The organism is Halorubrum sp. JWXQ-INN 858 (genome assembly GCF_009806985.1).
Classification (GTDB): domain Archaea; phylum Halobacteriota; class Halobacteria; order Halobacteriales; family Haloferacaceae; genus Halorubrum.
In genome coordinates, this window is sequence record NZ_WUAX01000008.1 from 28,419 (window position 1) to 50,327 (window position 21,909).

Consider the following 21,909-nt stretch of genomic DNA (forward strand, 5'->3'; position numbering starts at 1 on the left):
ATTTGAACCCCCGGCAACTTGGTCCGAAGCCAAGCACTCTATCCAGACTGAGCTAAGCGCCCGTACTTCCAGTTACCTCGTTGGTCGGTTTAAGTCCCGCGATCCGAATCGACCGACGCGGATGCCTACGATCGATCGTCGATCGCCGATCGTCGCCCGCCGATCGGCGACTCTCGACCGACGACCGCCGCCGATCGCGTCGGCGTCGACGACCAACGATCCGACACGTCCGTTCGGGAACGCGCACCGGCCCGGACCGTCGCCGAAGCGATCCGCCGGGGAGGGACCGGTCAAAGCATCGATATCTCCCGGATCCGACCGTCGATCGTCTGACGCGGTGATCAAAACAAATATTATCCGGAGCGGATATCTTCCTCACAGTCGATGTCTCCCGGTTGGACGCCATCCCCGTCGCTCGCGTGGCCGCAGGCGGTCGTCTCCCCATCGAGGCACACATATGTATGACCTCGCCCCCCACCTCGACGCCGACGTCGAGCCGGGAACGAACCTGCTCTTCTCCGGTCCCCCGATGACCGGCAAGCGGCGGCTCGCGATGGATCTCCTCGCCGACGGGACCACCGCCGGCGACGGCACCATCATCGTCACCACGAAGGACGGTGCCGACCGCGTCCTGAGAGACTACGCGAAGCGCGTCCCGTACGAGGGGAAACCCGTCGCGGTCGTCGATTGCGTCACGCGACAGCAGGGCGTGGGCGACGTGCGCGACGACGACCGGATCAAGTACACGTCGTCGCCGGTCGACATGACGGGGATCGGGATCAAGCTCTCCGAGTTCCTCCAGGCGTTCTACCGTGACCGGGGGATCGAACGCAACCGGATCATGGTCCACTCGCTGTCGACCCTGCTCATGTATTCCGACCTGCAGACCGTCTTCCGGTTCCTCCACGTGTTCACCGGTCGGGTCCAGAGCGTCGACGGTCTCGGGCTGTTCTGTATCGACTCGACGGCCCACGACGACCAGACGATGAACACGCTCAAACAGCTGTTCGACGGGATCATCACCTTCTCCGAGGACGACGAGCCCGACGTCCGGCTCGCCTGAACGGGCCGGTTCTGACGCGAGTTGACCGCCCCCGAACGCGAGCGTGTCGAGGGAGCTTTTAGGACCTTCGCCCGCGAACGATCCGGTATGCCAGTCACCGACGACGACGGATTACGCGCGCTGCTCGACGCCGAGACGATCGCCGTGATCGGCTGTTCGACGACTCTCGGGAAGCCCGCCCACGACGTGCCGGCGTACCTCCAGCGACAGGGGTACCGCGTGGTCCCGGTGAACCCATTCGCGGACGAGGTGCTCGACGAGCCGGCGTACGACTCGCTCGCCGACGTCGACGAGCGGATCGATCTCGTCGACGTGTTTCGCCCCAGCGAGGAGGTGCCGGACGTCCTCGCGGCGGTCCGTGACCGTAACGAGGCCCGCGGCGACGCCGACGCGGCGTGGCTCCAGCTCGGGATCAGCCACGATGCCGCCGCGGCGGAAGCCGAGGCCGCCGGGATCACCGTCGTGCAGGACCGGTGTCTCAAGGTCGAACACCGGCGGCTGCTGGGGTGATCGCCGATCGGTGGCGCGGGTCGTCCGGCGAAGCCTGACGGGGCGGGAGCGCCGCGGCGCTACCCTTCCCACTCCTCGAAGGATCGATAGACGCCCTTCGAGAGGTATCGCTCGGAGGAGTCGGGGAACACCGTGACGACGCAGTCGTAGGGGGCGTCGATCCGCCCCTCGTCGATCCCGTGGGCGACGGCCGTCGCCACGAGGCTGTTCGCGGCGGCGGACGAGGCCACGAGCTGTCCCTCCTCCGCGGCCAGCCGGCCCATCTCCGCGTGGGCCTCCCGGTCCGGGACGGCACGGATGTCGTCGACGAGGTCGGGGTCGAACAGCGCGTTGGTGTCGATGTCGTGCGTGCCGATCCCCTCGGTCTTGTACGGCTCGTGGGCGACCTCCTCGCCGAGGAACTCGCGGTACGCGGAGCCGGCGGGTTCGACGGCGACGACGTGGGTGTTCGGGTCGCGCTCGCGGAAGTACCGCGCCATCCCCATCAGCGTCCCGGCGGTGCCACAGCCGGCGACGACGGCGCCGACCGCGCCGTCGAGCGCCTCGTCGACCTCGGGGGCCGTCGTCTCGTAGTGCGCCTCGGCGTTGAGGGGGTTCGAGAACTGTTGGGGGACCGCGGCGTTGTCGAGCTCCGCCGCCAGCTCGTGAGCGCGCTCGATGGCGTACCCCATCCCCTCGTCCGTCGGGGTGTTGATCACGTCCGCGCCGAGCGCGCGCATGAGCTGTTGTTTCTCGAGGGAGAACCGCTCCGGCACGACGAAGACGGCCTCCAGCCCGAGCTGGCCGGCCGCGACGGCGAGCCCGATCCCGGTGTTGCCGGCGGTCGGCTCGATCACCGTTCCGCCCGGGTCGAGGTCGCCGCGGTCGAGCATCCGCTCGAGCATGTGCTTCCCGATGCGGTCCTTGATGCTCGCGCCCGGGTTGAACGACTCCAGCTTCGCGTACACCGGCACCGCGTCCGGCGAGTCGTGAACCCGGACGAGCGGCGTCTCCCCGATCGTCTCCAGGACGGAGTCGAGGGGCTCGCGATGGGTCGTCATGTACGGGCAAAAGTTACCGGCCGTTTAGTGCTTTTCCATCGGGGCGACGACCTCCGGGATCCCCGGCGGCTCGTGTCGCGATCGGTATGCGTCCGATCGATGCGCGTCGGGATCGATACGCGTCGGGATCGATACGCGTCGGGATCGATACGCGTCGGGATCGATGCGCGTCGGGATCGGTATCCGTCGCGTCCGCTACCAGTCGGCGTACAGCGAGTAGAGGACGATCGCGAACCCGACCGTCGTCAGCGCGCTCTCGATCACGAGCACGGAGTCGGTGTCGAGCCCGAACGCCTGGTGGGCCGCGCCCGCCAACAGCGCGCCGAGGGTCACGCAGCCGAACCCGATCGCGAGCGCGGCGATCGGCCGCGCACGGGTCCGGCGGTACGCCCGATACGCGAAGTACGTGATCAGCCCGCCCAACACCAGCGTCAGCGTCTTGAACGCGACGACCGTCGTCGCGCCGGCGACGTCGATCACGTCTCCCTCCGGACCTGCGACCAGAGCTCGACGAGCTGGGAGTCGGGCCCGCGGCCGCCGTCTTCGACTTCGACGAGGAACGACCGTCCGTCGTCGAGCTCCACGACGAGACGCTCGAACGCGACGACGTACCGCGACCGGTGGTGTCCGCCCGTATCGATCTCCGTCAGCTCGTTCAGCATCGCCGCCGACTCCAGCCGGTCGAGCTTCTTGTACGCGGTCGACAGCGGCACGTCGGCCGCCTCCGACACCTGCTTTGCAGTCATCGGCCCGTCGAGCGCGGAGACGATGTCGCGGCAGGCGGGGTCGTCGAGCGCCGCGAACACCTGTTCCGGCTCGGGCGATCCGCCCGCCCGTGCGTCGTAGCCCATACCTGGCGACCGCGTCGCGGGCTTAAAACGTTTGGCGAGCGGGGCTCTCGGCACGACTCCGTGACCGCCCTCACCGCGTTGGCCCCGTGACCGCCCTCACTGTGTCGGCCCCGTGACCGTTCTCGCCGAGTCGCTTACGCGTCGGCGTCGGCGGCCGCCGCGTCGTCCTCGTCGCCGTCCGCCGTGCCCTCGTCGCTCTCGGCCGCGTCCTCGTCCCCCTCCGCCTCCACGATGTGAGCCTCCGTGCTCACCGCGTCGAGGTCGACGCCGACCTCGCGGGCGACGGCGTCGAGCACCGCGCGCTGCTCTGCCATCTCGTTTTCGAGCCCGGCCACGCGGTCGGCGGTGTCTTTCACCGTCGTCTGCGTCTCCTGGACCTCGTCGCGGAGTTCGTTGAGCTTCTGGTAGGTCTGTTCCGCCTTGTCCGCAAGCGTCTGGATGCGCTTCGCCGTGTCTCCGAATCCCATGGGCGTACATCGGCTCCCGGCTACGTGTGTGTTTCCGTTCGTCGACGACGACGCGTCGCCGGCAGCGCGTCTCGGGGTCCGGCAGTACGTCGCAGGGTCCGCCAATACGTCGCGGATCCGGCAGTACGTCGCCGCCGACGGTGCGCTTTTGGCCCGACCGCTCGATGACCCCGTATGAGCGTCGAGCGGATCCTGTTGACGAACGACGACGGCATCGACGCCGTCGGACTGCGCGCGCTGTACGACGCGCTCGCCGACGACTACGCGGTCACCGTGGTCGCGCCTGCGGACGACCAGTCCTCGATCGGGCGCGCGCTCTCTCACGGGGTCGACGTCGTCGGCCACGAGCTCGGCTACGTCGTCGACGGCACCCCCGCCGACTGCGTCGTCGCCGGCCTCGGCGAGCTGGTCCCCGACGCCGACTGCGTCGTCGCCGGCTGTAACAAGGGCGCGAACCTCGGCGCGTACGTGTTGGGTCGGTCCGGCACCGTCTCGGCCGCCGTCGAGGCCGCGTTCTTCGACGTGCCGGCGATCGCGGCGTCGATGTACGTCCCGGGCGACGGCGACTGGTGGCGGACCGAACTCGACGCGGAGGCCTTCGCGCACGCGACGCGGGCGACCCGCCACCTCGTCGACGGCGCGGTCGACGCGGGCGTCTTCGAGACGGCCGACTACCTCAACCTGAACGCGCCGATCGCGAGGGCGACGGACGCCCGAAACGATGGAGGCGTCGACGCGGAGGCGGACGGGGCGGAGGCGGACGGGACGGGGGCGGACGGGAGGAAGACAAACGGAGAGGACCTCGCCGACGGCGCCCGCGCAGGCGACGCCCCCGCACCGCTTCGGGTCACGGTCCCGTCGACGTGGTACGGGATGGACGCCGAGCGGAACGGCGACGGCGGGGTCACGTTCACCGATCCGATCTGGGGCCGGATGACGTCCGAAGAGGTCCCCGACGACGTGGGCGTCGACCGGCGAGCGGTCGTCGACGGGGAGGTGTCCGTCTCGCCGCTCACGGCCCTCCACACGGCGGAACCTCACGAAGCGCTCGACGGGTTGGTGGCGTCGTACGTGGAGTAAACTACCCCACCCTACTTCGCTCACCGCATACGCGGTTCGCTCGTTGAGGGTGGGGCTTTGATGTGGACTCCCGGCAATTAGTCGCCAGCAATAGGCTGGTAACTCTCGCCGCTCAACATCCCACCATTCACACGCACGTCTACTGGTGCGTCTCCGCTCCCCGACTTGGGCGAGGAACGGAGGCTGTGTTCCTGTTTCCGGGCGTATCGCACCCCGATATTCTTCGCTGCATTGTAGTCCGCATTGACCTCGTAACCGCATTTCTGACACTCAAAGTGTTCACCATCACGGTTTGATTCGTGCGTGAACCCACAGTCCGTCCGAGAACAACGTTGGGACGTGTGGTTCGGCGCAACCTGCTTCACCGCAACGCCTCGTTCAGCGGCCTTGTACCCGACGTACTCATAGAGGCGACGGAATGCCCAGACGTGGTGCCACTTCGCCTGTGGAAGCCGCTCACGGATGTCTGTTAAGTCCTCGAACACGATCACGTCGCATCCGTTCTCGACAGCTTCCGTGACGATCTCGTTGGCGACGACATGGATGTACTGTTTCCGCCACGCTTCTTCGCGCTTTCCGAGGCGAACGAGTGCGTTGTGCGCGGCTTGCGTGCCGCGCTGTTGCATCTCACCACGCCGCTTCTCGAACTCGCGGCACCAATGATCGTAGTCGTCACCTTGCCAGAACGTGCCGGTCGAAGATACTGCAAGGCTGTTGACGCCGAGGTCGATACCGAGGACTGTTTGGTGCCCGGTATCTTCCGAAACCTCGGACTCGTCGTCATCGTCCTTCCGGGTTGTAATGTGGAAGTAGAACTCGTCGGTCGCCTTGTCGTATTGCAGTGTACTCGCCCGGAACTCGTACGCCTCCGAAAGAACGTACTGTTCGTAGGGCGTCGGGCTGTCCGCCGGGAGTTCAAACTCACACTCAACACGCCCGTTGACGGTTGAGAGTGAGACTTCGTTCCGGTAGAACGTCGCACTCCGCTTGTCATAGAGCATACTCCACGACGTGAACTCCGGCTGGCTCACACGCTTCCCCTGTTTCCACCGTTCAACGACGCCTTTCGTCGCTTGGACGGCGCGTCGGATGGCTTCTTGGACGAGGTTCGCGGTGAGTTCAGTTTCTTCCCGCAGCTCCGCGTAGAGTGCGTCTCGCGCAGTTGAGTTTGCCGTAACGCAGTTGGCGTAGGAGTCGTCGTCCCAACAGAATTCAGCGGCACGATTCGCACAGTGAAGGAACTGTCGCGCGGATTCGTGGAGGTCGTCGCGCCGCTCATCGGGAACAATGAGTTTGACCGGCGCAGTTCGACGCACCTCCATATTTCAGATTACTACTAGAGGGTACTTATAATCTCGGGAGTCGGGTAGCTACTGTCGTGCGGTTGCGTCGTCCTTTGTCGGTTTCCTCTCCGACCTACTCGCTCACTCCGCTCGCTCCTTGAGGTCGGAGGCTCCACCTTGTATTATGCTGAGAAGGCCGTACGCGGGACGAAGTGGATAGCGGGGCGGTGTGGGTGGCTGGGCGGTGTAGATGGCGGGGTGGCGGGGCGGAGTGGATGCGGGATGGACCTCGCGCCACGACCCGCGGCTCGGCCTACTCCTCGTCCCGGCTGACGGTGACCTGCGCCTCGGCGATGACGCGGTCGCCCATCTCGTAGCCCGGCTCGTACACCTCGTGAACCGTCCCCTCGGGTTGGTCGCTCTCGACGCGGAGCATCACCTGGTGGCGGGACGGGTCGATCTCGGCTCCCGGGTCGGGCTCGATGGCGTCGACGCCCTCCTCCGCGAGGACCGCGTCGAACTTCTCCAGCGTCGACTCCACGCCGGGACGGACGTCGCTGCCCTCGTCCTGGTCGAGCGCGCGCAGGAGGTCGTTCCGGACCGGCGCGATCCGCTCGACGAGCGCCTCGGAGGCGCGCTCGCGGATCTCCTCCTGCTTGCGCTTCGCGCGCTCCTTGTAGTTCTTGAAGTCGGCGCGGACGCGGGCGACCTTGCTCGTCAGCTCCTCGACCTCCGCGTTCGCGGAGGCGGCCTCCTCGCGGGCCGCCGCCAGCTCCGCCTCCAGCGCCGCGACGTCCTCCGCGAGCGCCGCGTCGTGGTCGGCGACGCGCTCGGCGAGCGATTCGCCGTCGCTCGCCCCGTTCTCGCCGGCCCCGTTGCCCTCGCCGGCCCCGTCGACCCCACCGCTCTCGTCGACCGCGTCGGTCCCGGTGCCGTCGACCGACTCGGCGTCGGCTTCCCCGTTCGGGTCGGCCGCGGTCGGCTCGGCGTCGGCGTCCGTTCCCTCGGGCGACTCGACCTCGACGGCGTCGTCGTCGTTCATACCGGATCGAAGCCGGCGGGCGTGCATAAGCGTTGCAGAACGCGATGGGGACGCTCGTCGTGTGGGCGGCCGCGAGCCGCGGGAGTATTTAAACCCACCACCCCAACACCGGGCGATGACCGCGCCGAACCGGAACACGCTGTGGGCGACCGCCATCGTCGACGAACTCGTCGCGGCCGGCGTCGACAGCGTCGTCGTCTCGCCCGGGAGCCGCTCGACGCCGCTGACGATGGCCGCCGCGCGCCACGGGGACCTCCGGGTCCTCTCGGGGCTCGACGAGCGGTCGGCCGCCTACTTCGCGCTCGGCCGCGCGCGGCGGACCGGCCGCGTCACCCCCCTCGTCTGTACGTCCGGCACCGCCGCCGCCAACTACCACCCCGCCGTGATGGAGGCGAGCAACGCGCGCGTCCCTCTGCTCGCGCTCACCGCCGACCGCCCCCCGGAGCTTCGCGACTCCGGCGCGAACCAGACCGCGGACCAGGAGAAGCTGTACGGCGACGCCGTCCGCTTTTATAAGGACCTCCCGGAGCCGGCGGCGACCGACCGCGCGCTCCGATCGGTTCGAACGACCGTCTCGCGCGCCGTCGCCACCGCGGAGGGCGTCTCGCCCGGCCCCGTCCACCTCAACGTCCCGTTCGAGAAGCCGCTCGAACCGACCCCGGTTCCCGGCGACGTCCCGGCCGACCTCGACCCCGAGGCCGCGCGCGGTCGCGACGGCCCGTACGTCGACGTGACGCGAGGGACGACGGAGCCGGGCGACGACGACCTCCGCGCGCTCGCGGACGCCCTGCGCGCCGACCGCGGGCTGATCGTGGCCGGCCCGGCCGATCCCCCCGGACTCGACCCCGAGGCCGTGACCGCGCTGGCCCACGCCACCGGCTATCCGGTGCTCGCGGACCCGCTGTCGGGAATCCGGTACGGGGGCCACACCCGCGTCGCGCCCGTGATCGGCGCGTACGACGCGTACGTCTCCGCGGCGCTCGCGGACCGCGCTACGCGAGCGGGCGAGGACGGGTCCGGGGCCGCCGGCTCCGACTGGATCAACCCCGACGTCGTCCTCCGGCTGGGCGCGTCGCCCACGTCGAAGCGGCTGCGGAAGTACCTCGCCGCGACGGACGCGGACCAGTACGTCGCCGACCCCGTCGGCCGCTGGCGCGAGGCGGAGTTCGCCGCGACCGACAGCGTCGTGGCCGAACCGAACCGGCTCTGCGCGCGGCTCTCCCGGCTCGTCGCCGGCGGGGGCGACGCCGACTGGCGCGAGCAGTGGACCGCCGCCGACCGGGCCGCCGAGGCGGTTCATGCCGGCGAGCCCGCGGGCGACGCGCCGGGTTTCCACGAGGACGACGATCTCGACTTCCACGATGGCGACGCGCCCGGTTTCCACGAGGGGGACGTCCTCCGCGCCGTCGCCGACGGGCTCCCGGACCCCGCGACGCTGTTCGTCTCCAACTCGATGCCCGTCCGCGACCTGGACCGGTTCGTCCCGCCGTCGACGGCGAACGTCACCGCGCTCGGTAACCGCGGCGTCTCGGGGATCGACGGGATCGTCTCGACAGGCCTCGGGGCCGGGTCGGCGACGACCGACGACCTCACGGTCGTTCTCGGCGACATCGCGCTGTACCACGACACGAACGGCCTGATCGCGATCGACCGGTGTGACGTCGAGGCGACCCTCGTGGTCGTGAACAACGACGGGGGCGGGATCTTCCACGAGCTCCCGATCGAGTCGTACGAGCCCGAGTTCACCGAGCAGTTCAAAACGCCCCACGGGCTCGATTTCGAGCCGATGGCGGCGCTCCACGGACTGGCGTACCGCGCGATCGACGCACGGGGCGGAGCCGGTGCTGAAGACCCGCAAGCGGCGATCGCGGAGGCGTACCGGGCCGCCCGCGAGGCGGACGGGTCGTGCCTGCTCGAGGTCCGGGTCGACGCCGAGTCGAGCCATCGGACCCGCGACCGCCTCCGAGACGCCGTCGAGACCGCGGTTCACGGCGGGGCGCTCGCGGCGGAGCCGGGACGGTGAAGCGCCGCTGGTTCGCCGTGATGGGGACGGCGCTGCTGTGCGGCGTCGGCGTCCTGACCGCGGCGTTCGGCGGCGCGTTCTGGCTGGACCCGCCGTTCGCCCTCCAGGGTGCGCTGCTCGCCGTGGGCGGCGTGGCGTTCGTCGTCGCCGGGCTCGGCGGGTCGCCGTTCGGGCTCGACCCGATCCGGCTGGTCGGGGTGGGCGACGTCTGCGTCGCGGGGATGGTGATCGTCAACGGGGTCACCGCGTTCCGGCTCGGCCCCGCGGCGACCGACCTCGTGTTCGCGGTCGCGCTCGTCACGAGCGGGGTGTTCCTCGCTGTCGTGGGGATCGACTACCTCCGCGGCGGCGTCCACTTCGCCGGGGACGGACTCGAAGACGGGCCGCTGTTCGGGTGAGGAGGGGTGATTCGGCTGGCGGGTGGTCGTTCAAACGATGAGGGGATCGGCCGGGGGCGATCGATCGAGGACGATCACCCAGGGGCGAGCGACCACGGGCGACCGCAACCCCTTTTTCAAGGGACCACGCACGCCGGGACATGGACCTGACCGGAGCCCGCGTGCTGATCACGGGCGGCGCGGGGCTGGTGGGCAGCCACCTCGCGGCCGACCTCGTCGACGACGCGGCCCACGTCCGGGTCGTCGACGACCTCTCGAAGGGCGAGCGCGACCGCGTGCCCGACGGCGTCGAGTTCGTCCGCGCGGACCTCACCGACCCCGACGACGTCGCCGAGGCGGTCACCGCGGACCTCGACGTCGTCTTCCACCTCGCCGCGTACACCGACACCAACTTCGACGACGACCGGACCCTGTTCGAGGAGAACACGGCGATGACGTACAACGTCGCCGAACGGATGCGCGCGGTCGGCGTCACGAACCTCGCGTTCACGTCCTCGTCGGCCGTCTACGGCGAGGCCCCGCGCCCCACACCGGAGGACTACGCCCCGCTCGAGCCGATCTCGATCTACGGCTCCGCGAAGCTCGCCGACGAGGCCCTGCTGTCGACGTTCGGCCACTCGTACGGCTTCACCGTGTGGACCGTCCGGTTCGCGAACATCGTCGGGCCGTACCAGCGGGGCAACGTCGTCCCGGACTTCATCGAGAAGCTGCTCGCGGACCCGACCGAGCTGACGGTCCTCGGCGACGGCCGCCAGGAGAAGTCGTACATGCACGTGACCGACTGCGTCGACGCGCTCCGGCACGTCGTCGAACACGCCGACGGCGACGTGAACACGTACAACCTCGGCACCCGGACGACGACGTCGGTGACGACGATCGCCGACGTCGTGAGCGAGGAGCTCGGCGTCGACCCCACCTACGAGTACACCGGCGGCGACCGCGGCTGGACCGGCGACGTGCCGAAGATGCGGCTGTCGATCGAGAAGCTCGCCGCGCTCGGCTGGGAGCCGACCCTGTCGAGCCACGAGTCCGTCCGCCGCGGCGCGCGGGACCTGATCGCCGACCTCGCGCCCGAACGGCTGGACGGGTAGTCGACGCCGGTCCTCGCGCGGTCACGCCGCCGGCGCGAACCGCGGTCGGTACCGACGGGTGGCGTAGACGATGAGCGGGACGCCGACGAGCGTCGGCCCCAACCAACGGGCGAGCGGCGGCACGGCGGTGAGGTTCACCGTGACCGCCGCCGTCACGGTCGCGATGTACGCCCCGCCCATGAAGCCGATGTGGCGCTCGATCCACGGGGTGCGGTCGGCGAGCGGCGTCCGGAACCGGCGCAGGGTGAAGCCGGCCGCCCCGCCGCCGATGGCCCCGAAGACGGCGAGAACGGGGGCCAGCTCTACCGTGCCGGTCACGGTGCCGTGGACGCCGAGGACCACCATCGCCGCGCCGACGGCGACCATCGTCCCGTGGCCGGCCCAGTCGGCCGGCGTCGGGTCCGTCAGCCGTGCCCGCCGTCGCCGGACCTCCCGGTAGCCGGCGAAGACGAGGTAGCCGCTGAAGACGGCGACCGCGAGCAGGAACGCGCTGTCGATGCGGATCGCCAGCGGGAGTGCGGTCACGACGACGACGGCCATCGAGGCCACGTACGCCCGTCCCGCGGCGTTGTGCCGCGGCCGTCCCTTCGCCGTCGCCATCGCCGCGAGGCCCGCACCGAGCGCGACCACTCCGGCGAGGACGTGGACCGCCAACAGCGGGTCCGCGACCACCGTGTCGACTCCGATCCCGTTCATGTGCGCTCCGACGACCGGGTCCGAGGTAACCGTTGGTCCAACATGTTGGGCCGAGCGGGAGCGCGCCGGTCGGCGGGCTCGGCGGGGACGACGGGGGCTGGCGGCGAAGACGAGGGCAGTGGTGGCGTCGAGGGCGACGAGGGGACGGGGGCGATGGGGGCGACGGGAACCGATCACGCGAAGGGGTTGCGGCGTGAACCGGCGGCCATGATCGCGGCATCGCTACGGATCCGCCTGCCGGCCGACGCCTGGGTCGCGGAGGTGTCCCGGTCGTTTCCCCGGGCGACGTTCCGGCTGCTGACCGGCGTCAGAACCGGTGAGACGGCCGTCGAGCTCGGCGAGATCGTCGCCGACGATCCGCTGGTCGTCTCCCGGGCGGTGGCGACCCACGACGCGGTCCTCACCCACCGGCGGCTGGAGACGACGGCGGACCGGACGCTCGCGAAGTACGAAACGACGGACACCGACCTCTACGAGTTCCTCGAGGAGTCGACGTTCCCGCCGGAGTTCCCGGTCGTCGTCCGGGACGGCTGGTACGAGCTGGACTTCACGGGGACGCGAGAGGAGCTCGACGGCCTCCGGTCCGCGCTCGGTGCGGTCGGGCGCGACTACGAGCTCCGATCGCTCGTCGGGGTCCGCGAGACCGAGGGGCTGCTCACGGACAGACAGCGGGAGACGCTGGAGGCGGGGCTCCGGGAGGGGTACTTCGAGGTCCCGCGCGAATGCAGCCTCGCCGCGCTCGCGGAGACGCTCGGCGTCGACAAGTCGAGCGCCAGCGAGACGCTCCGCCGGGGCGAGCGCCGCGTGCTGACGCGCTACCTCACCGGGGCCTCCGATCCGCGGTCCGGCGACGGCGGGCGGCACCCCTAAGTCGCCGGTTCGCGTACAGGATGGCGTGCAGGTAGTGGGGTACGACGCCGGGACGCCGACCGACGGAAGCGACGGCCATGGCGACGCCGACGACGGTGGAGATGCCGGGGGGAACGCCGACCCCCTTGCGGGCGGCCTCTACGTCGCGTCCGGCGGCGACGTCGAGTACGTCGACGCGAGCCCGGGGACCGAGCTCGCGTTCGGGCTCGGCGAGCGGCGCTGTGCGGGGACGGTCCACGAGGGGGGCCACGTCGCCTGCGACGCGCCCGACGCGCCGTACTGTGAGGCCCACGGGAGCGTCTGGGTCTGTGCGCGCTGTACGGGGACGTGCCTGAAAGACGAGATGGACTGCCACGAGTCGCACGCGCTGTACCTCGCGGCGTTCGCCCCGGACGTGTTCAAGGTGGGCGTGACCCGCGAGTGGCGGCTCGAGACGCGGCTCCGCGAACAGGGGGCCGACCGGGCCGCCCACGTCCGGACGTTCCCCGACGGGCGCGTCGCCCGCGAGGTGGAGGCCGAACTGGCTGCCGGCGGCGACGCCCTCGTCGACCGCGTCCGCGTCCCGACGAAGCTCGCCGGGCTGCACCGGCGCGTCGACGCGGCCGGGTGGGAGGCCCTCCGCGACCGGTTCGACCCGATCGAGACGTTCGCGTTCGGGTACGGGCTCGACCTCACGGACCGCCCCGTCACGGAGACGATGGCGGCGGGGACGGTTCGGGGGTGGAAGGGCCGCGTGTTGGTGCTCGACCGCGGCGGCTCGACGTACGCCGTCGACGCGCGCGACCTGGTCGGGTACGAGATCGTCGATGAGGTGCCCGACCGCGAGCTCCAGTCGAGCCTGGGCGCGTTCGGCTGAGCGCACCGGGAGTGGGCCGCGTGACTCGATCGAGGGTGCGAACCGGTCCGCCGTCGTCGTTTGTTATTATTCGAGTAAAAATCGATACGTGCTTTGTCGGCGCCGTCTAACCGGAGGTATGGAGTACGAGATCGGACCGAGCGAGTCGGTGAGTACCGCGGTCGTCTGTGCCGTGAGCGCTGTGGTGGGTCGTGAACCGCTCGCTATGCCACCACTCGCACACGTTCTTCACCCGGATGCGCTGGACACGCTCTTCGGCGCGCGACCCAACGGAGCGGCGCGAACCGGCGGGCGGCTTACGTTCGTGTATTGTAACTGTCGAATAACCGTCGACAACGGCGAGTACCTAACCATCCAACCGCTCGAGCCCGACCTCGAAACCGTTACCGAACGGGAGCCCGGTTGTACCCCCTCGCATTGATGAGTGGGTTGCGTGGCCTCCGTGAGTTCACTGCGCGGGGTCACTGGCGGTCAACAGCCCCTGCGCCATGAGCCGGCGGGAGATCACGACGAGACCGTTCCCGAACCCTTCGCCGAAGATCGCCTGCTCCTCCTTGGAGTCGGGCATGATCGAACTCACGAGGATCGTCGATCGATCGACCAGCAGCAGTCGACCGATCGCCGTGTCGTCCTCCGCCGTGTCCTCGCCGTGTAACCACTCGAGCCCGGAGGTGAACGTCGTCGCGGCCGGAACGGCCGATCGGACCCGTTCCTCGAGGGACGGCGTCAGCGCGCCGACGATCAGCTCGATACCGCTGCTGACGTCGTTGAGGGTGTCGACGAGGTCCTCGGTCAGCAGCGACTCGTCGCCGAGCACTAACACGACCTCGTCGGACGCCCCCTTTATGAGCTTCTCCGTCCGGTTTTCGATCGCGTCCCGACCGGTTATCGCCCACACCTGCTGGACGGCGGACCCATCGTCCTCCTCGACGATCTCGACCGAGTCGAGGGCGTCGTGAAGTCGTTCGACGCGGGCCTCGTACTGCCCGCGGAGCGTTTCGGTCGCCTCCTGTAGCGGAACCGCTCGGAACCGCTGTGGGCTCGAGTGCTGCACTTCGACGAGCCCCTGTGCCTCGAGCACGCGGACCGCATCGTACACGCGCGTCCGGGGAACTTCGGTCATCTCGCTGAGTTGTTTCGCGGTACCCGTCCTGAGGCGAGCCAAACCGACGAAGCAGCGCGCCTCGTATTCTTTCAAGCCGAGTTGCTGGAGGACTTCGATCGCCTCCTCCAGGTTGTCTGTCGTATCCATGTGTCCCAACCTCCCGGTCTACACCGGGACCTCATTGATAGTTGTCTCCCAGGATGGATAGGTGTTGTCACTTTTAATATGACATCATCCGCCGTCGGTCCGAATTCCGTCCGTGTGACGCGCACTGAACGAACCGGTTGTAGTTATCACAGTGACAACGTCAGATAGTGACGTATCGCGTCCCTCAATGGCCGGGGAATATCTGTTACTCGGTTAATCACAAAAGTATTTACAAGAGTAGGGGCTCAAGACAACAGTGCCACACAGTCCAGCACCGTGTCCCAACCACTTTGCTACTGTGTGTCACTCCGGCCACTCGGCGTGGTCGGGTTTCAACCGATATAAACGACCATCTCGATGAGCGACGATCCAACCACGGAGCCCCGGGACGCAGCGATCGAGCAACTCGAACGGTTCGGGTTGAGTGCCTACGCCGCGCGGACGTTCGTCGCGCTCGCGAGCCTCGGATCGGGCACGGCGAAGGACGTGAGCGAGGTCTCGGAGGTGCCTCGGACGCGCGTCTACGACGCCATCGACGAACTCCACGAACGAGGGATCGTCGACGTCCAGCAGTCGTCACCCAAACGGTTTTGGGCCATTTCGGCGGAAACCGCCAGTCGCACGTTCGAACACGAGCTCCGGAACCGGACGGCCATCCTCCGGACGGCACTGAACGAACTCGAACCCGTCGAGCGCCAGGAGGAACAAGGAGGCGTCTGGACGGTCGGCGGACAGGCGGCGATCACCACCCGAGTCGTGGAGTTCTTCGAGAGCGCCGAGGAGGAGATCGTCTACATGACCGTCGAGGACCTCCTCACGGAGGACCTGCTCGACGGATTGAGCGAGGCCGCAGCCCGTGACGTCTCGATCAGGCTCGGCGGGATCTCCGAGGACGTCCAGGATCGCGTGGAGGACGCCGTCCCTGAGGCGGAAACGTTCGACTCGCTGTGGGTCTGGTCGGACACGCCGGCGGGCCGGCTCATGATGGTCGACGGGCGGAAAACGCTCGTCAGCGCGCTCGTCAACGGCGAGGACGCGAGTCCGACCGATCCGAGATCGGAGACCGCCATCTGGGGCGAGGGAGCGACGAACAGCCTGGTCGTGGTCCTCAAGGCGATCTTCACCTGGCGACTCGACGCGGCCGAGCCGAACTGACCGAGAACACGAGACAACGTGCCAATCGCCGCGTGTACATGATTCAATACATCCAACCGTTCCAACGCCTACACCAGGAGAGTCGTTCGTGACTCCGTCGGAGCAGCCAACCGATGAGGGACCGGGGCCTGAGAGGGACGGCACCGTCCGAGCGGAGTTCGACTGGTCCGCAGTGTCGCCGAGCACGGCGGTCGTCCAGACGGTCGCGATCGCGTCGAACCGCGAGCCGGCGGCGATGGAGCCGCTCTACGAGGTAGTCGACGCTGACGCGGTCGATACGCTTATCGGATCGACTGACACAGGCCCCGCTGAAAAGGAGGTCGTGGTCTCGTTCGCGTACGTCGGCTGCGATGTGACGGTTCACGGAGACGGCGTCGTCGCCGTTCGTCCGATCGGAGACTGACCGGAGTCCGACCAGAGCGAGTCCGACCGGAATTGAGTCATTATTCGTGCGTGGGCTGTGACCGCTCGGAACGTCGCGTCACGTCTCCGTCGACGGGGCTCGATACGAGAGGAGGGCTCGATACGAGAGGAGGTAGCGATCGGGTGCCCTCACAGCCAGTCGTCGGGAAGGGTCTCGCGGTTCTCCTCCAACAACACGAGCAGCGGCCGGACATCGTCGAAGTTGGGCCCTTTATGCACCTCGTCCTCGTCGCGATCCCACTCGATGAGCCCGTAGTCAGCGAGCTTCGGAAGGTGTCCGTGGTGCAGGAGCACGGCCCCTCCGTCTACGTCGGTGGTTTCCAGCGCTCCGGTCAGGGAGCCGCCGGGTGAGTCGGTGGTCGCTTCGGAAGCGCCCGGAGGGGATGCGGACAGCTGGTCGACGGCTTGCGGGTTGTGATCCAGGAGGTTCACCAGTACTCGACGACGGTGAACGTCCGAGAACGCGTCAAAGAGACCGTCCGTTGAAGGCGAAGATAGCTGTTCTCCCATGGACGGTGGTGGGGCCCAAGGGTGGTAAACGAGGACGGTTTTGACGGAATATTTTTTTTTTGATTAATAGAATGACAACGGGAGCCAAACGCGCGACCTGATCCTTCCGAAATGTCGAACCGGGTTCAGACGGGCTCGAACCGGTGGCACACGACCTCGGCCCCGTCGTCCCACTCGAAGTTCCCGCCGTGGACCCGGACCATCCGCTCCTTATACGCCTCGAGCGATGCCGAGCCCTCGCGGCGGGCGTCCTCGTCGGTCAGGTCGCCGAGGGTCCGCTCGGTCACCTCGGTCAGCTCGAAGGTCACGCCGTCGACGACGAACGTGTCGCCCGGCTCGCCGTAGCGGTTCCCTCGATGGAGCTGGGTGACGTCGCCGTCGACGGCCGCCCGTTTCACGCGATCGTTCGGCAGCAGGTCCGCCGGGTCGAACTCGGACATACCCGCCCTTGGGGGCGGCGACACTTATGAGTCGGGTCGAGGGAGGGGAGTCGGTGGCCGGTCACTTATAAACACGACCGCGTCGGCGACGGTCTCCGTTCAGCGGTCGATGACGGTCTCCGTTCAGCGGTCGACGACGGTCGATTGCGGATCTCGAAACGGCGCGGCGCGGCCGATCCACGTGGTTGCACACCGTCACGCGGGCGTGAGCCGAGGGATTCAAGAGTGTTCCCCGCGCCCTCTCTGACGATGCGTCAGGACCACCTCATCACCGCGACACAGCTCTCGCGGGATGACATCGAGGCGGTGCTCGACCGGGCGCGCGAGGTCGCCGCCGACCCCGCGGCGTACATGGACCGACACGCGGGGGCGGTGCTCGCGCTCTGTTTCTTCGAGCCGAGCACGCGCACGAAGATGAGCTTCGACACCGCCGCCAAGCGGATCGGAGCCGACACGATCGATATGGGCGGCGTCGAGTCGTCGTCGGTGAAGAAGGGCGAGTCGCTCGCGGACACCGTCCGCGTCATCGAGGGGTACGCGGACGCCATCGTCCTGCGACACCCCAGCGAGGGCGCGGCGACGCTGGCCGCGGAGTTCGTCGACGTCCCCGTCGTCAACGCGGGCGACGGGGCAGGCCAACACCCCTCACAGACCCTCCTCGACCTCCACACGATCCGCGAGGACCACGGGCTCGACGACCTCACGATCGGGATCATGGGCGACCTGAAGTACGGGCGGACGGTCCATTCGCTCGCGGCGGCGCTCACGAACTTCGACGTCAGACAGCACTTCATCAGCCCGGAGTCGCTCCGGCTCCCGCGCTCGGTCCGGTTCGACCTCCACGAGACGGGCGCGCAGGTGCGTGAACACACCGACCTCGAGGAAGTGCTCCCCGAACTCGACGTGCTGTACGTCACCCGGATCCAGAAGGAGCGGTTCCCCGACGAGAACGAGTACCACCGCGTCGCCGGCGAATATCGGATCGACGCCGACACCCTCGAGGACGGCAAGGAGGACCTCACCGTCATGCACCCGCTGCCGCGCGTCGACGAGATCGCGGCCGACGTCGACGCGACCGATCACGCGCGCTACTTCGAACAGGCACACAACGGCGTCCCGGTCCGCATGGCTCTGCTCGACACCCTGCTCGGCGACGACGAGGGGACGGAGGTGGACCGATGAGCGAACACGAGCTCCGCGTCTCGAAGATCCGGAACGGCACCGTCATCGACCACGTCGAGGGCGGGCAGGCGCTGAACGTCCTCGCGATCCTCGGGATCGACGGCTCCGAGGGGCTCGGCGTCTCCATCGGAATGAACGTCCCGTCCGACCGGCTCGGCCGGAAGGACGTCGTCAAGGTCGAGGGGCGGGAGCTGTCGCAGTCGGAGGTCGACGTGCTCTCGCTCATCGCGCCGGAGGCGACGATCAACATCATCCGCGACTTCGAGGTCGTCGAGAAGAACCGCGTCACCCGCCCGAACCGGGTGACCGGCGTGCTGTCGTGTCCGAACCGCAACTGCATCACGAACGCCGACGAGCCCGTCGAGACGAGCTTCGAGGTGGTCGCCGACGGGGTCCGGTGTGACTACTGTTCGACGATCATCCGCGACCACCTCGCCGACCACATCGGCGTGTGAGCGCGGCCGAGTCGGCGCGCCGGTCGGCTCCGGGACCCGTCCGCGGGCGGTAGTTTTTAGCCGCCCCCGTACCCATGATCGGGTATGAGCACGAAAGTAAAGCTCGTCCTCGCCCTGTCGCTCGTCGTCCTCGCGTACTTCCTCTTCGCCGGGGACAAGGAACCGATCGAAGTCGAGTAGTCGAACGATCGAGTGGGCGAACGGCCGAGTAGCCGGATCGCCCCCACGACCGCGGGCACCGATGCCCGCCCTTTTACCTCCCCATCCCCGTAGACGGTGGTATGTACGGGGTCGTCACGCGGAACGCCGACGAGGTCGACATGGACCCGTTCGACCTCGGCTGCTACGAGGTGAAGGACGTGACCGGGCGGGCGGCCGCGCCGCTCGGGAACGCCGTGAACATGGTGTCGTGTTTCGGCGACAACGCCGCCGCGAGCGAGAACCCGGAGCTGGTGCCCGTCGACGAGCGGGGCGAGCCCGCGACGCGCGACCGCGACTACTTCGACTGGGCGTACGTCTGCCCGACGCACCCGGAGTACCGCGAGGGGCTCCTCGAGATCGTCTCCGACTGTGCCGCCGAGAGCGACGACGTCCGGCTCGACGACGTCGGCTTCCCGCGCGAGGGGTTCTGTCGCTGCGACCGCTGTGAGCGGCTGTTCGCCGCGAGCGACCACGAGGAGTGGGCCGACTGGCGCGCCGCGGTCATCACCGACTTCGTCGCGGAGGCGGCAGCGCGGGTCCCCGGCCGCACCCTCCTCACGCTGTACCCCGACCCGTATCCGGACCACCTCTACGAGCGCGCGGGGCTCGACCTCGACGCGCTGGCGGCGCACGTCGACGAGTTCGTCGTTCCCGTGTACGACCTCCACTACGCGACGACCTACTGGCTCGAATCCATCGCCCGCGGCTTCCGCTCGCGGCTCGGCGGTGACTACGACGTCCACGGCGCGCCGCCGGAGACGCCGTTCTCGATCGAACTGTACGCGGTCGACGTCGAGGTCGACGACCTGATCCACGCGACCGAGGTCGCCGAGACGTACGCGAAGGACGTGCTCTTCGGCTACGACGCCAACAACGCGGCCGCCGCGCTCCGCCGGAAGGCGGCCGACGCCCGCGAGGGCGTCGAGCACCGCCCCGAGTAACCGGCTCGTGTCCGAATGACGGGCTGGCGTTCGAGTGACCGGCTCGTGTCCGAATGACCGGCGTTCTCCCGAACGATCGTCGATCCCCCGCGCGGAGGATCGACGACCTCTCGAAACGGCGGCCGCACAACAGCCACCGCGTAACGACCACTGCACGAGCAGGGCGGACGAGAACGAGGGTTTATCAGTCGGCGCGGCCGACGGTCACTCGACCGGCCGCCGGTGCCCGACACACTGCTCGTCCCGCGTTCGACTCGGGGCGGTCACCTTTCAACGTCGACACCGTAGCGGCGGTCGCTCAACAGCCGTGAGCCGACGGCTCGTCGGGCGACCACGCCCGGCCGACGGGTCCTCGGACGGCCGTCGGCGGGGCCGTGTCAGTGGACCGTCCGGTCGTCGCTCGTGTCGATCGCCTCGATCGGGTCGGCGTTGCCGAAGTCGGGGGTCGGCCCGTCGCCCGGGGCGGCCCACTCGACGGCGTTCCGGAGGACCTGACGGACGTCGTCGTCGTGGTAGACGGGGTACGTCTCGTGGCCGGGTCGGAAGTAGAACACGCTGCCGTTCCCCCGGCGGTAACAGCAGCCGGAGCGGAACACCTCGCCGCCGGCGAACCAGGAGTTGAACACGAGCGCGTCCGGCTGCGGGACGTCGAACCGCTCGCCGTACATCTCGGTCTCCTCGAGCTCGATGTACTCGCCGATTCCGTCGGCGATCGGGTGGCCGGGCTCGACGACCCACAGCCGCTCCGTTTCGGCGGCCTCGCGCCACTTGAGCGAGCAGCTCGTGCCCATGAGCTTCTTAAATATCTTCGAGTAGTGGCCGGAGTGGAGGACGAGCAAGCCCATCCCCTCCAGCACGCGCTCGTGAACGCGCTCGACGACCTCGTCGCGCACCTCGTCGTGGGCGGCGTGGCCCCACCACGTGAGCACGTCGGTGTCGGCCAGCACCTCCTCGGTGAGCCCGTGTTCGGGCCCCTCGTCGAGGGTGGCGGTCCGGACCTCGTGGCCGGCGTCCTCGAAGACCTCGGCGAGGACCTCGTGAATGCCGTCGGGGTAGATCTCCGCGACGACGTCGCTCTCCCGCTCGTGACGGAACTCGTTCCAAACGGTTACTCGAACCATAGTGAACGTGTCACGGGGAGCGACTTGTAGCCTGCCATCCGGATCGCGCCGACCCGGGCGGGACGTTGATTGTGATCCGGCCCCGAGCGACGGTATGAACGCGCACGACGCGGCGGCGACGGAGGAGCCACCGGACCGGCGGTTCGACGGGCCGTGGCTCCGCGTGCTCGCCGCTGCGCTCGTCGGGTGGGCGGCCCTCTACGCGCTGGACCGGTTCCTGCTAGAGGCCGCCACGCCGGCCGGCGCGATCGTCGGGTTCGGTCACGCGTACGTCCTCGCGCCGCTCGTCGCGGCCGCGGTGCTGCTCGACGCGCTGTCGCTCCGCGAGCAGGGGCTCGTCGACCTCGGCGTCTTCACGTGGCTGTACGCGCTCATCGCACTGGTTGCGCCCCCGATAGCGGTCGTTCATTACACGCACCGAGAGTGGCTGAAGCCGGGCGATCCCGACCTCCTCGAGGGGCCGTGAGCGGGATCGGCCGCCCCCGGCGCCCCGACCCGCGCCCCGACCCGCGCCCGGATCCAGACGGCTACGTCTCGAGCACCTCGACGAGGTTCCCCTCCGGGTCCCGGACGAAGCAGATCCGCGTCCCGCTCTCTGTCGTTCGCGGCGCGCTGAGCGTCACCACGTCGTCGTCGAGCCCCGCGTGGAAGGCGTCGAGGTCGTCGACGGCGAACCCGACGTGGACTGCGCCCGGTTCGTTGAGGGCGGCGTCGGCGCGTGCGTCGGCCGCGGGGTCGTACTCGACGAGCTCGACCCGCACCCCGTCCGCGTCGAGGTGTGTGAAGCTCCCGGTCGCGCCGGGGACCGCGACGGCGTCGGCGAACGCGTCCCCCGAGACGGAGAACTCGGCGACGACGTCGAGCCCGAGCGTCCCGGCGTAGAAGTCGACCGCGCGGTCCAAGTCGGCGACGGTGATCCCGACGTGATGGGCGGAGAGATCGGTCATCGTCGGCGGTGA

The 21,909-nt window shown here is 68.8% G+C and carries 27 protein-coding genes; 15 read left to right on the top strand and 12 right to left on the bottom strand.

Features of this window, described 5'->3' with window-relative positions:
* The first annotated feature begins 457 nt into the window (after window positions 1–457).
* Together GRS48_RS05525 and GRS48_RS05530 are read left to right on the top strand one after the other, a co-directional pair.
* Complete coding sequence (locus GRS48_RS05525) at window positions 458–1,063, top strand: recombinase RecA (RefSeq protein WP_159484379.1); 606 nt, start codon at window positions 458–460, stop codon at window positions 1,061–1,063.
* 87 nt (window positions 1,064–1,150) lie between these two features.
* Window positions 1,151–1,573 (top strand): CoA-binding protein, encoded by a 423-nt coding sequence (locus tag GRS48_RS05530; RefSeq protein ID WP_159484381.1) that lies wholly within the window; start codon window positions 1,151–1,153, stop codon window positions 1,571–1,573.
* A gap of 59 nt (window positions 1,574–1,632) precedes the next feature.
* On the opposite strand, the gene GRS48_RS05535 is transcribed toward GRS48_RS05530, so the two are convergent.
* From GRS48_RS05535 to GRS48_RS05550, 4 genes are all read right to left on the bottom strand, one after another.
* On the bottom strand, window positions 1,633–2,613 hold the full coding sequence (locus GRS48_RS05535; RefSeq protein WP_159484383.1) for a PLP-dependent cysteine synthase family protein: 981 nt from the start codon (window positions 2,611–2,613) through the stop codon (window positions 1,633–1,635).
* A 195-nt stretch (window positions 2,614–2,808) separates the two neighbouring features.
* Window positions 2,809–3,090, bottom strand: a complete 282-nt coding sequence (locus GRS48_RS05540; protein ID WP_321168338.1) for a hypothetical protein — start codon at window positions 3,088–3,090, stop codon at window positions 2,809–2,811.
* Window positions 3,090–3,464 carry a helix-turn-helix domain-containing protein gene (locus GRS48_RS05545; RefSeq protein ID WP_159484385.1) on the bottom strand — a complete coding sequence of 125 codons (375 nt, stop codon included), beginning with the start codon at window positions 3,462–3,464 and terminating at the stop codon, window positions 3,090–3,092. Before GRS48_RS05545 ends, GRS48_RS05540 begins: the two co-directional genes overlap by 1 nt.
* Window positions 3,465–3,598: 134 nt before the next feature.
* Complete coding sequence (locus GRS48_RS05550) at window positions 3,599–3,931, bottom strand: DUF5798 family protein (protein WP_159484387.1); 333 nt, start codon at window positions 3,929–3,931, stop codon at window positions 3,599–3,601.
* A gap of 174 nt (window positions 3,932–4,105) precedes the next feature.
* On the opposite strand from GRS48_RS05550, the gene surE reads away from it, so the two are divergent.
* Window positions 4,106–5,011: a 5'/3'-nucleotidase SurE gene (surE, locus tag GRS48_RS05555; protein WP_159484389.1), complete on the top strand. Its 906-nt coding sequence runs from the start codon at window positions 4,106–4,108 to the stop codon at window positions 5,009–5,011.
* Between the two features lie 77 nt (window positions 5,012–5,088).
* On the opposite strand, the gene GRS48_RS05560 is transcribed toward surE, so the two are convergent.
* Window positions 5,089–6,333 (bottom strand): RNA-guided endonuclease TnpB family protein, encoded by a 1,245-nt coding sequence (locus tag GRS48_RS05560; RefSeq protein WP_159484391.1) that lies wholly within the window; start codon window positions 6,331–6,333, stop codon window positions 5,089–5,091.
* Window positions 6,334–6,607: 274 nt separating this feature from the next.
* Complete coding sequence (locus GRS48_RS05565; protein WP_159484393.1) at window positions 6,608–7,336, bottom strand: nucleotide exchange factor GrpE; 729 nt, start codon at window positions 7,334–7,336, stop codon at window positions 6,608–6,610.
* Window positions 7,337–7,451: 115 nt separating this feature from the next.
* On the opposite strand from GRS48_RS05565, the gene menD reads away from it, so the two are divergent.
* The 3 genes from menD to GRS48_RS05580 all read left to right on the top strand — a co-directional run bounded on the left by menD (window position 7,452) and on the right by GRS48_RS05580 (window position 10,848).
* Window positions 7,452–9,359, top strand: coding sequence for a 2-succinyl-5-enolpyruvyl-6-hydroxy-3-cyclohexene-1-carboxylic-acid synthase (gene menD / locus GRS48_RS05570; protein ID WP_159484395.1), 1,908 nt, complete (start codon window positions 7,452–7,454; stop codon window positions 9,357–9,359).
* Entirely contained in the window at window positions 9,356–9,757 is a 402-nt protein-coding gene (locus GRS48_RS05575) for a hypothetical protein (protein WP_159484397.1), read from the top strand. Before menD ends, GRS48_RS05575 begins: the two co-directional genes overlap by 4 nt.
* 140 nt (window positions 9,758–9,897) lie before the next feature.
* Window positions 9,898–10,848, top strand: a complete 951-nt coding sequence (locus tag GRS48_RS05580; RefSeq protein WP_159484399.1) for an NAD-dependent epimerase/dehydratase family protein — start codon at window positions 9,898–9,900, stop codon at window positions 10,846–10,848.
* Window positions 10,849–10,869: 21 nt separating this feature from the next.
* Here the strand turns inward: GRS48_RS05580 and GRS48_RS05585 are convergent, their stop codons facing one another.
* Window positions 10,870–11,544 carry a hypothetical protein gene (locus GRS48_RS05585; RefSeq protein ID WP_159484401.1) on the bottom strand — a complete coding sequence of 225 codons (675 nt, stop codon included), beginning with the start codon at window positions 11,542–11,544 and terminating at the stop codon, window positions 10,870–10,872.
* Window positions 11,545–11,586: 42 nt separating this feature from the next.
* Here GRS48_RS05585 and GRS48_RS05590 point away from each other — a divergent pair, with 42 nt between their 5' ends.
* From GRS48_RS05590 to GRS48_RS05600, 3 genes are all read left to right on the top strand, one after another.
* Window positions 11,587–12,414, top strand: coding sequence for a helix-turn-helix domain-containing protein (locus tag GRS48_RS05590; protein WP_235028007.1), 828 nt, complete (start codon window positions 11,587–11,589; stop codon window positions 12,412–12,414).
* A 25-nt stretch (window positions 12,415–12,439) separates the two neighbouring features.
* On the top strand, window positions 12,440–13,270 hold the full coding sequence (locus tag GRS48_RS05595; RefSeq protein ID WP_321168309.1) for a DUF2797 domain-containing protein: 831 nt from the start codon (window positions 12,440–12,442) through the stop codon (window positions 13,268–13,270).
* Between the two features lie 118 nt (window positions 13,271–13,388).
* Window positions 13,389–13,691 carry a HalOD1 output domain-containing protein gene (locus GRS48_RS05600; RefSeq protein ID WP_159484403.1) on the top strand — a complete coding sequence of 101 codons (303 nt, stop codon included), beginning with the start codon at window positions 13,389–13,391 and terminating at the stop codon, window positions 13,689–13,691.
* A gap of 27 nt (window positions 13,692–13,718) precedes the next feature.
* Here GRS48_RS05600 and GRS48_RS05605 read toward each other — a convergent pair whose 3' ends face one another.
* Entirely contained in the window at window positions 13,719–14,522 is an 804-nt protein-coding gene (locus GRS48_RS05605; protein ID WP_159484405.1) for a TrmB family transcriptional regulator, read from the bottom strand.
* A gap of 357 nt (window positions 14,523–14,879) precedes the next feature.
* Between GRS48_RS05605 and GRS48_RS05610 the strand changes: the two genes are divergently transcribed.
* Window positions 14,880–15,677 carry a TrmB family transcriptional regulator gene (locus GRS48_RS05610; RefSeq protein WP_159484407.1) on the top strand — a complete coding sequence of 266 codons (798 nt, stop codon included), beginning with the start codon at window positions 14,880–14,882 and terminating at the stop codon, window positions 15,675–15,677.
* Between the two features lie 88 nt (window positions 15,678–15,765).
* Window positions 15,766–16,080: a HalOD1 output domain-containing protein gene (locus GRS48_RS15210; protein ID WP_200840210.1), complete on the top strand. Its 315-nt coding sequence runs from the start codon at window positions 15,766–15,768 to the stop codon at window positions 16,078–16,080.
* A 149-nt stretch (window positions 16,081–16,229) separates the two neighbouring features.
* On the opposite strand, the gene GRS48_RS05620 is transcribed toward GRS48_RS15210, so the two are convergent.
* Window positions 16,230–16,610 (bottom strand): transcriptional regulator, encoded by a 381-nt coding sequence (locus GRS48_RS05620; RefSeq protein ID WP_159484409.1) that lies wholly within the window; start codon window positions 16,608–16,610, stop codon window positions 16,230–16,232.
* A 125-nt stretch (window positions 16,611–16,735) separates the two neighbouring features.
* The gene (locus GRS48_RS05625; RefSeq protein WP_159484412.1) at window positions 16,736–17,050 is read right to left on the bottom strand and encodes an ASCH domain-containing protein; all 315 of its coding nucleotides are present in this window, start codon (window positions 17,048–17,050) and stop codon (window positions 16,736–16,738) included.
* 249 nt (window positions 17,051–17,299) lie between these two features.
* Here GRS48_RS05625 and pyrB point away from each other — a divergent pair, with 249 nt between their 5' ends.
* The 3 genes from pyrB (at window position 17,300) to GRS48_RS05640 (ending at window position 19,829) form a co-directional block, all read left to right on the top strand.
* Window positions 17,300–18,232 carry an aspartate carbamoyltransferase gene (pyrB, locus tag GRS48_RS05630; protein WP_159484414.1) on the top strand — a complete coding sequence of 311 codons (933 nt, stop codon included), beginning with the start codon at window positions 17,300–17,302 and terminating at the stop codon, window positions 18,230–18,232.
* Window positions 18,229–18,687, top strand: a complete 459-nt coding sequence (gene pyrI / locus GRS48_RS05635) for an aspartate carbamoyltransferase regulatory subunit (protein WP_159484416.1) — start codon at window positions 18,229–18,231, stop codon at window positions 18,685–18,687. Before pyrB ends, pyrI begins: the two co-directional genes overlap by 4 nt.
* Before the next feature lie 281 nt (window positions 18,688–18,968).
* The gene (locus GRS48_RS05640; RefSeq protein WP_159484418.1) at window positions 18,969–19,829 is read left to right on the top strand and encodes a hypothetical protein; all 861 of its coding nucleotides are present in this window, start codon (window positions 18,969–18,971) and stop codon (window positions 19,827–19,829) included.
* A gap of 377 nt (window positions 19,830–20,206) precedes the next feature.
* Here GRS48_RS05640 and GRS48_RS05645 read toward each other — a convergent pair whose 3' ends face one another.
* Window positions 20,207–20,950: a ThuA domain-containing protein gene (locus tag GRS48_RS05645; protein WP_159484420.1), complete on the bottom strand. Its 744-nt coding sequence runs from the start codon at window positions 20,948–20,950 to the stop codon at window positions 20,207–20,209.
* A 94-nt stretch (window positions 20,951–21,044) separates the two neighbouring features.
* On the opposite strand from GRS48_RS05645, the gene GRS48_RS05650 reads away from it, so the two are divergent.
* Window positions 21,045–21,416: a hypothetical protein gene (locus tag GRS48_RS05650; RefSeq protein WP_159484422.1), complete on the top strand. Its 372-nt coding sequence runs from the start codon at window positions 21,045–21,047 to the stop codon at window positions 21,414–21,416.
* A gap of 61 nt (window positions 21,417–21,477) precedes the next feature.
* Here the strand turns inward: GRS48_RS05650 and GRS48_RS05655 are convergent, their stop codons facing one another.
* Entirely contained in the window at window positions 21,478–21,897 is a 420-nt protein-coding gene (locus GRS48_RS05655; protein ID WP_159484424.1) for a VOC family protein, read from the bottom strand.
* Window positions 21,898–21,909: the final 12 nt, after the last annotated feature.

Coding starts and splice junctions, on each gene's coding strand:
- GRS48_RS05525 (WP_159484379.1), top strand. CDS start 458: ATGTATGACCTCGCCCCCCACCTCGACGCCGACGTCGAGCCGGGAACG.
- GRS48_RS05530 (WP_159484381.1), top strand. CDS start 1,151: ATGCCAGTCACCGACGACGACGGATTACGCGCGCTGCTCGACGCCGAG.
- GRS48_RS05535 (WP_159484383.1), bottom strand. CDS start 2,613: ATGACGACCCATCGCGAGCCCCTCGACTCCGTCCTGGAGACGATCGGG.
- GRS48_RS05545 (WP_159484385.1), bottom strand. CDS start 3,464: ATGGGCTACGACGCACGGGCGGGCGGATCGCCCGAGCCGGAACAGGTG.
- GRS48_RS05550 (WP_159484387.1), bottom strand. CDS start 3,931: ATGGGATTCGGAGACACGGCGAAGCGCATCCAGACGCTTGCGGACAAG.
- surE (WP_159484389.1), top strand. CDS start 4,106: ATGAGCGTCGAGCGGATCCTGTTGACGAACGACGACGGCATCGACGCC.
- GRS48_RS05560 (WP_159484391.1), bottom strand. CDS start 6,333: ATGGAGGTGCGTCGAACTGCGCCGGTCAAACTCATTGTTCCCGATGAG.
- GRS48_RS05565 (WP_159484393.1), bottom strand. CDS start 7,336: ATGAACGACGACGACGCCGTCGAGGTCGAGTCGCCCGAGGGAACGGAC.
- menD (WP_159484395.1), top strand. CDS start 7,452: ATGACCGCGCCGAACCGGAACACGCTGTGGGCGACCGCCATCGTCGAC.
- GRS48_RS05580 (WP_159484399.1), top strand. CDS start 9,898: ATGGACCTGACCGGAGCCCGCGTGCTGATCACGGGCGGCGCGGGGCTG.
- GRS48_RS05585 (WP_159484401.1), bottom strand. CDS start 11,544: ATGAACGGGATCGGAGTCGACACGGTGGTCGCGGACCCGCTGTTGGCG.
- GRS48_RS05590 (WP_235028007.1), top strand. CDS start 11,587: ATGTTGGGCCGAGCGGGAGCGCGCCGGTCGGCGGGCTCGGCGGGGACG.
- GRS48_RS05600 (WP_159484403.1), top strand. CDS start 13,389: ATGGAGTACGAGATCGGACCGAGCGAGTCGGTGAGTACCGCGGTCGTC.
- GRS48_RS05605 (WP_159484405.1), bottom strand. CDS start 14,522: ATGGATACGACAGACAACCTGGAGGAGGCGATCGAAGTCCTCCAGCAA.
- GRS48_RS05610 (WP_159484407.1), top strand. CDS start 14,880: ATGAGCGACGATCCAACCACGGAGCCCCGGGACGCAGCGATCGAGCAA.
- GRS48_RS05620 (WP_159484409.1), bottom strand. CDS start 16,610: ATGGGAGAACAGCTATCTTCGCCTTCAACGGACGGTCTCTTTGACGCG.
- GRS48_RS05625 (WP_159484412.1), bottom strand. CDS start 17,050: ATGTCCGAGTTCGACCCGGCGGACCTGCTGCCGAACGATCGCGTGAAA.
- pyrB (WP_159484414.1), top strand. CDS start 17,300: ATGCGTCAGGACCACCTCATCACCGCGACACAGCTCTCGCGGGATGAC.
- pyrI (WP_159484416.1), top strand. CDS start 18,229: ATGAGCGAACACGAGCTCCGCGTCTCGAAGATCCGGAACGGCACCGTC.
- GRS48_RS05640 (WP_159484418.1), top strand. CDS start 18,969: ATGTACGGGGTCGTCACGCGGAACGCCGACGAGGTCGACATGGACCCG.
- GRS48_RS05645 (WP_159484420.1), bottom strand. CDS start 20,950: ATGGTTCGAGTAACCGTTTGGAACGAGTTCCGTCACGAGCGGGAGAGC.
- GRS48_RS05650 (WP_159484422.1), top strand. CDS start 21,045: ATGAACGCGCACGACGCGGCGGCGACGGAGGAGCCACCGGACCGGCGG.
- GRS48_RS05655 (WP_159484424.1), bottom strand. CDS start 21,897: ATGACCGATCTCTCCGCCCATCACGTCGGGATCACCGTCGCCGACTTG.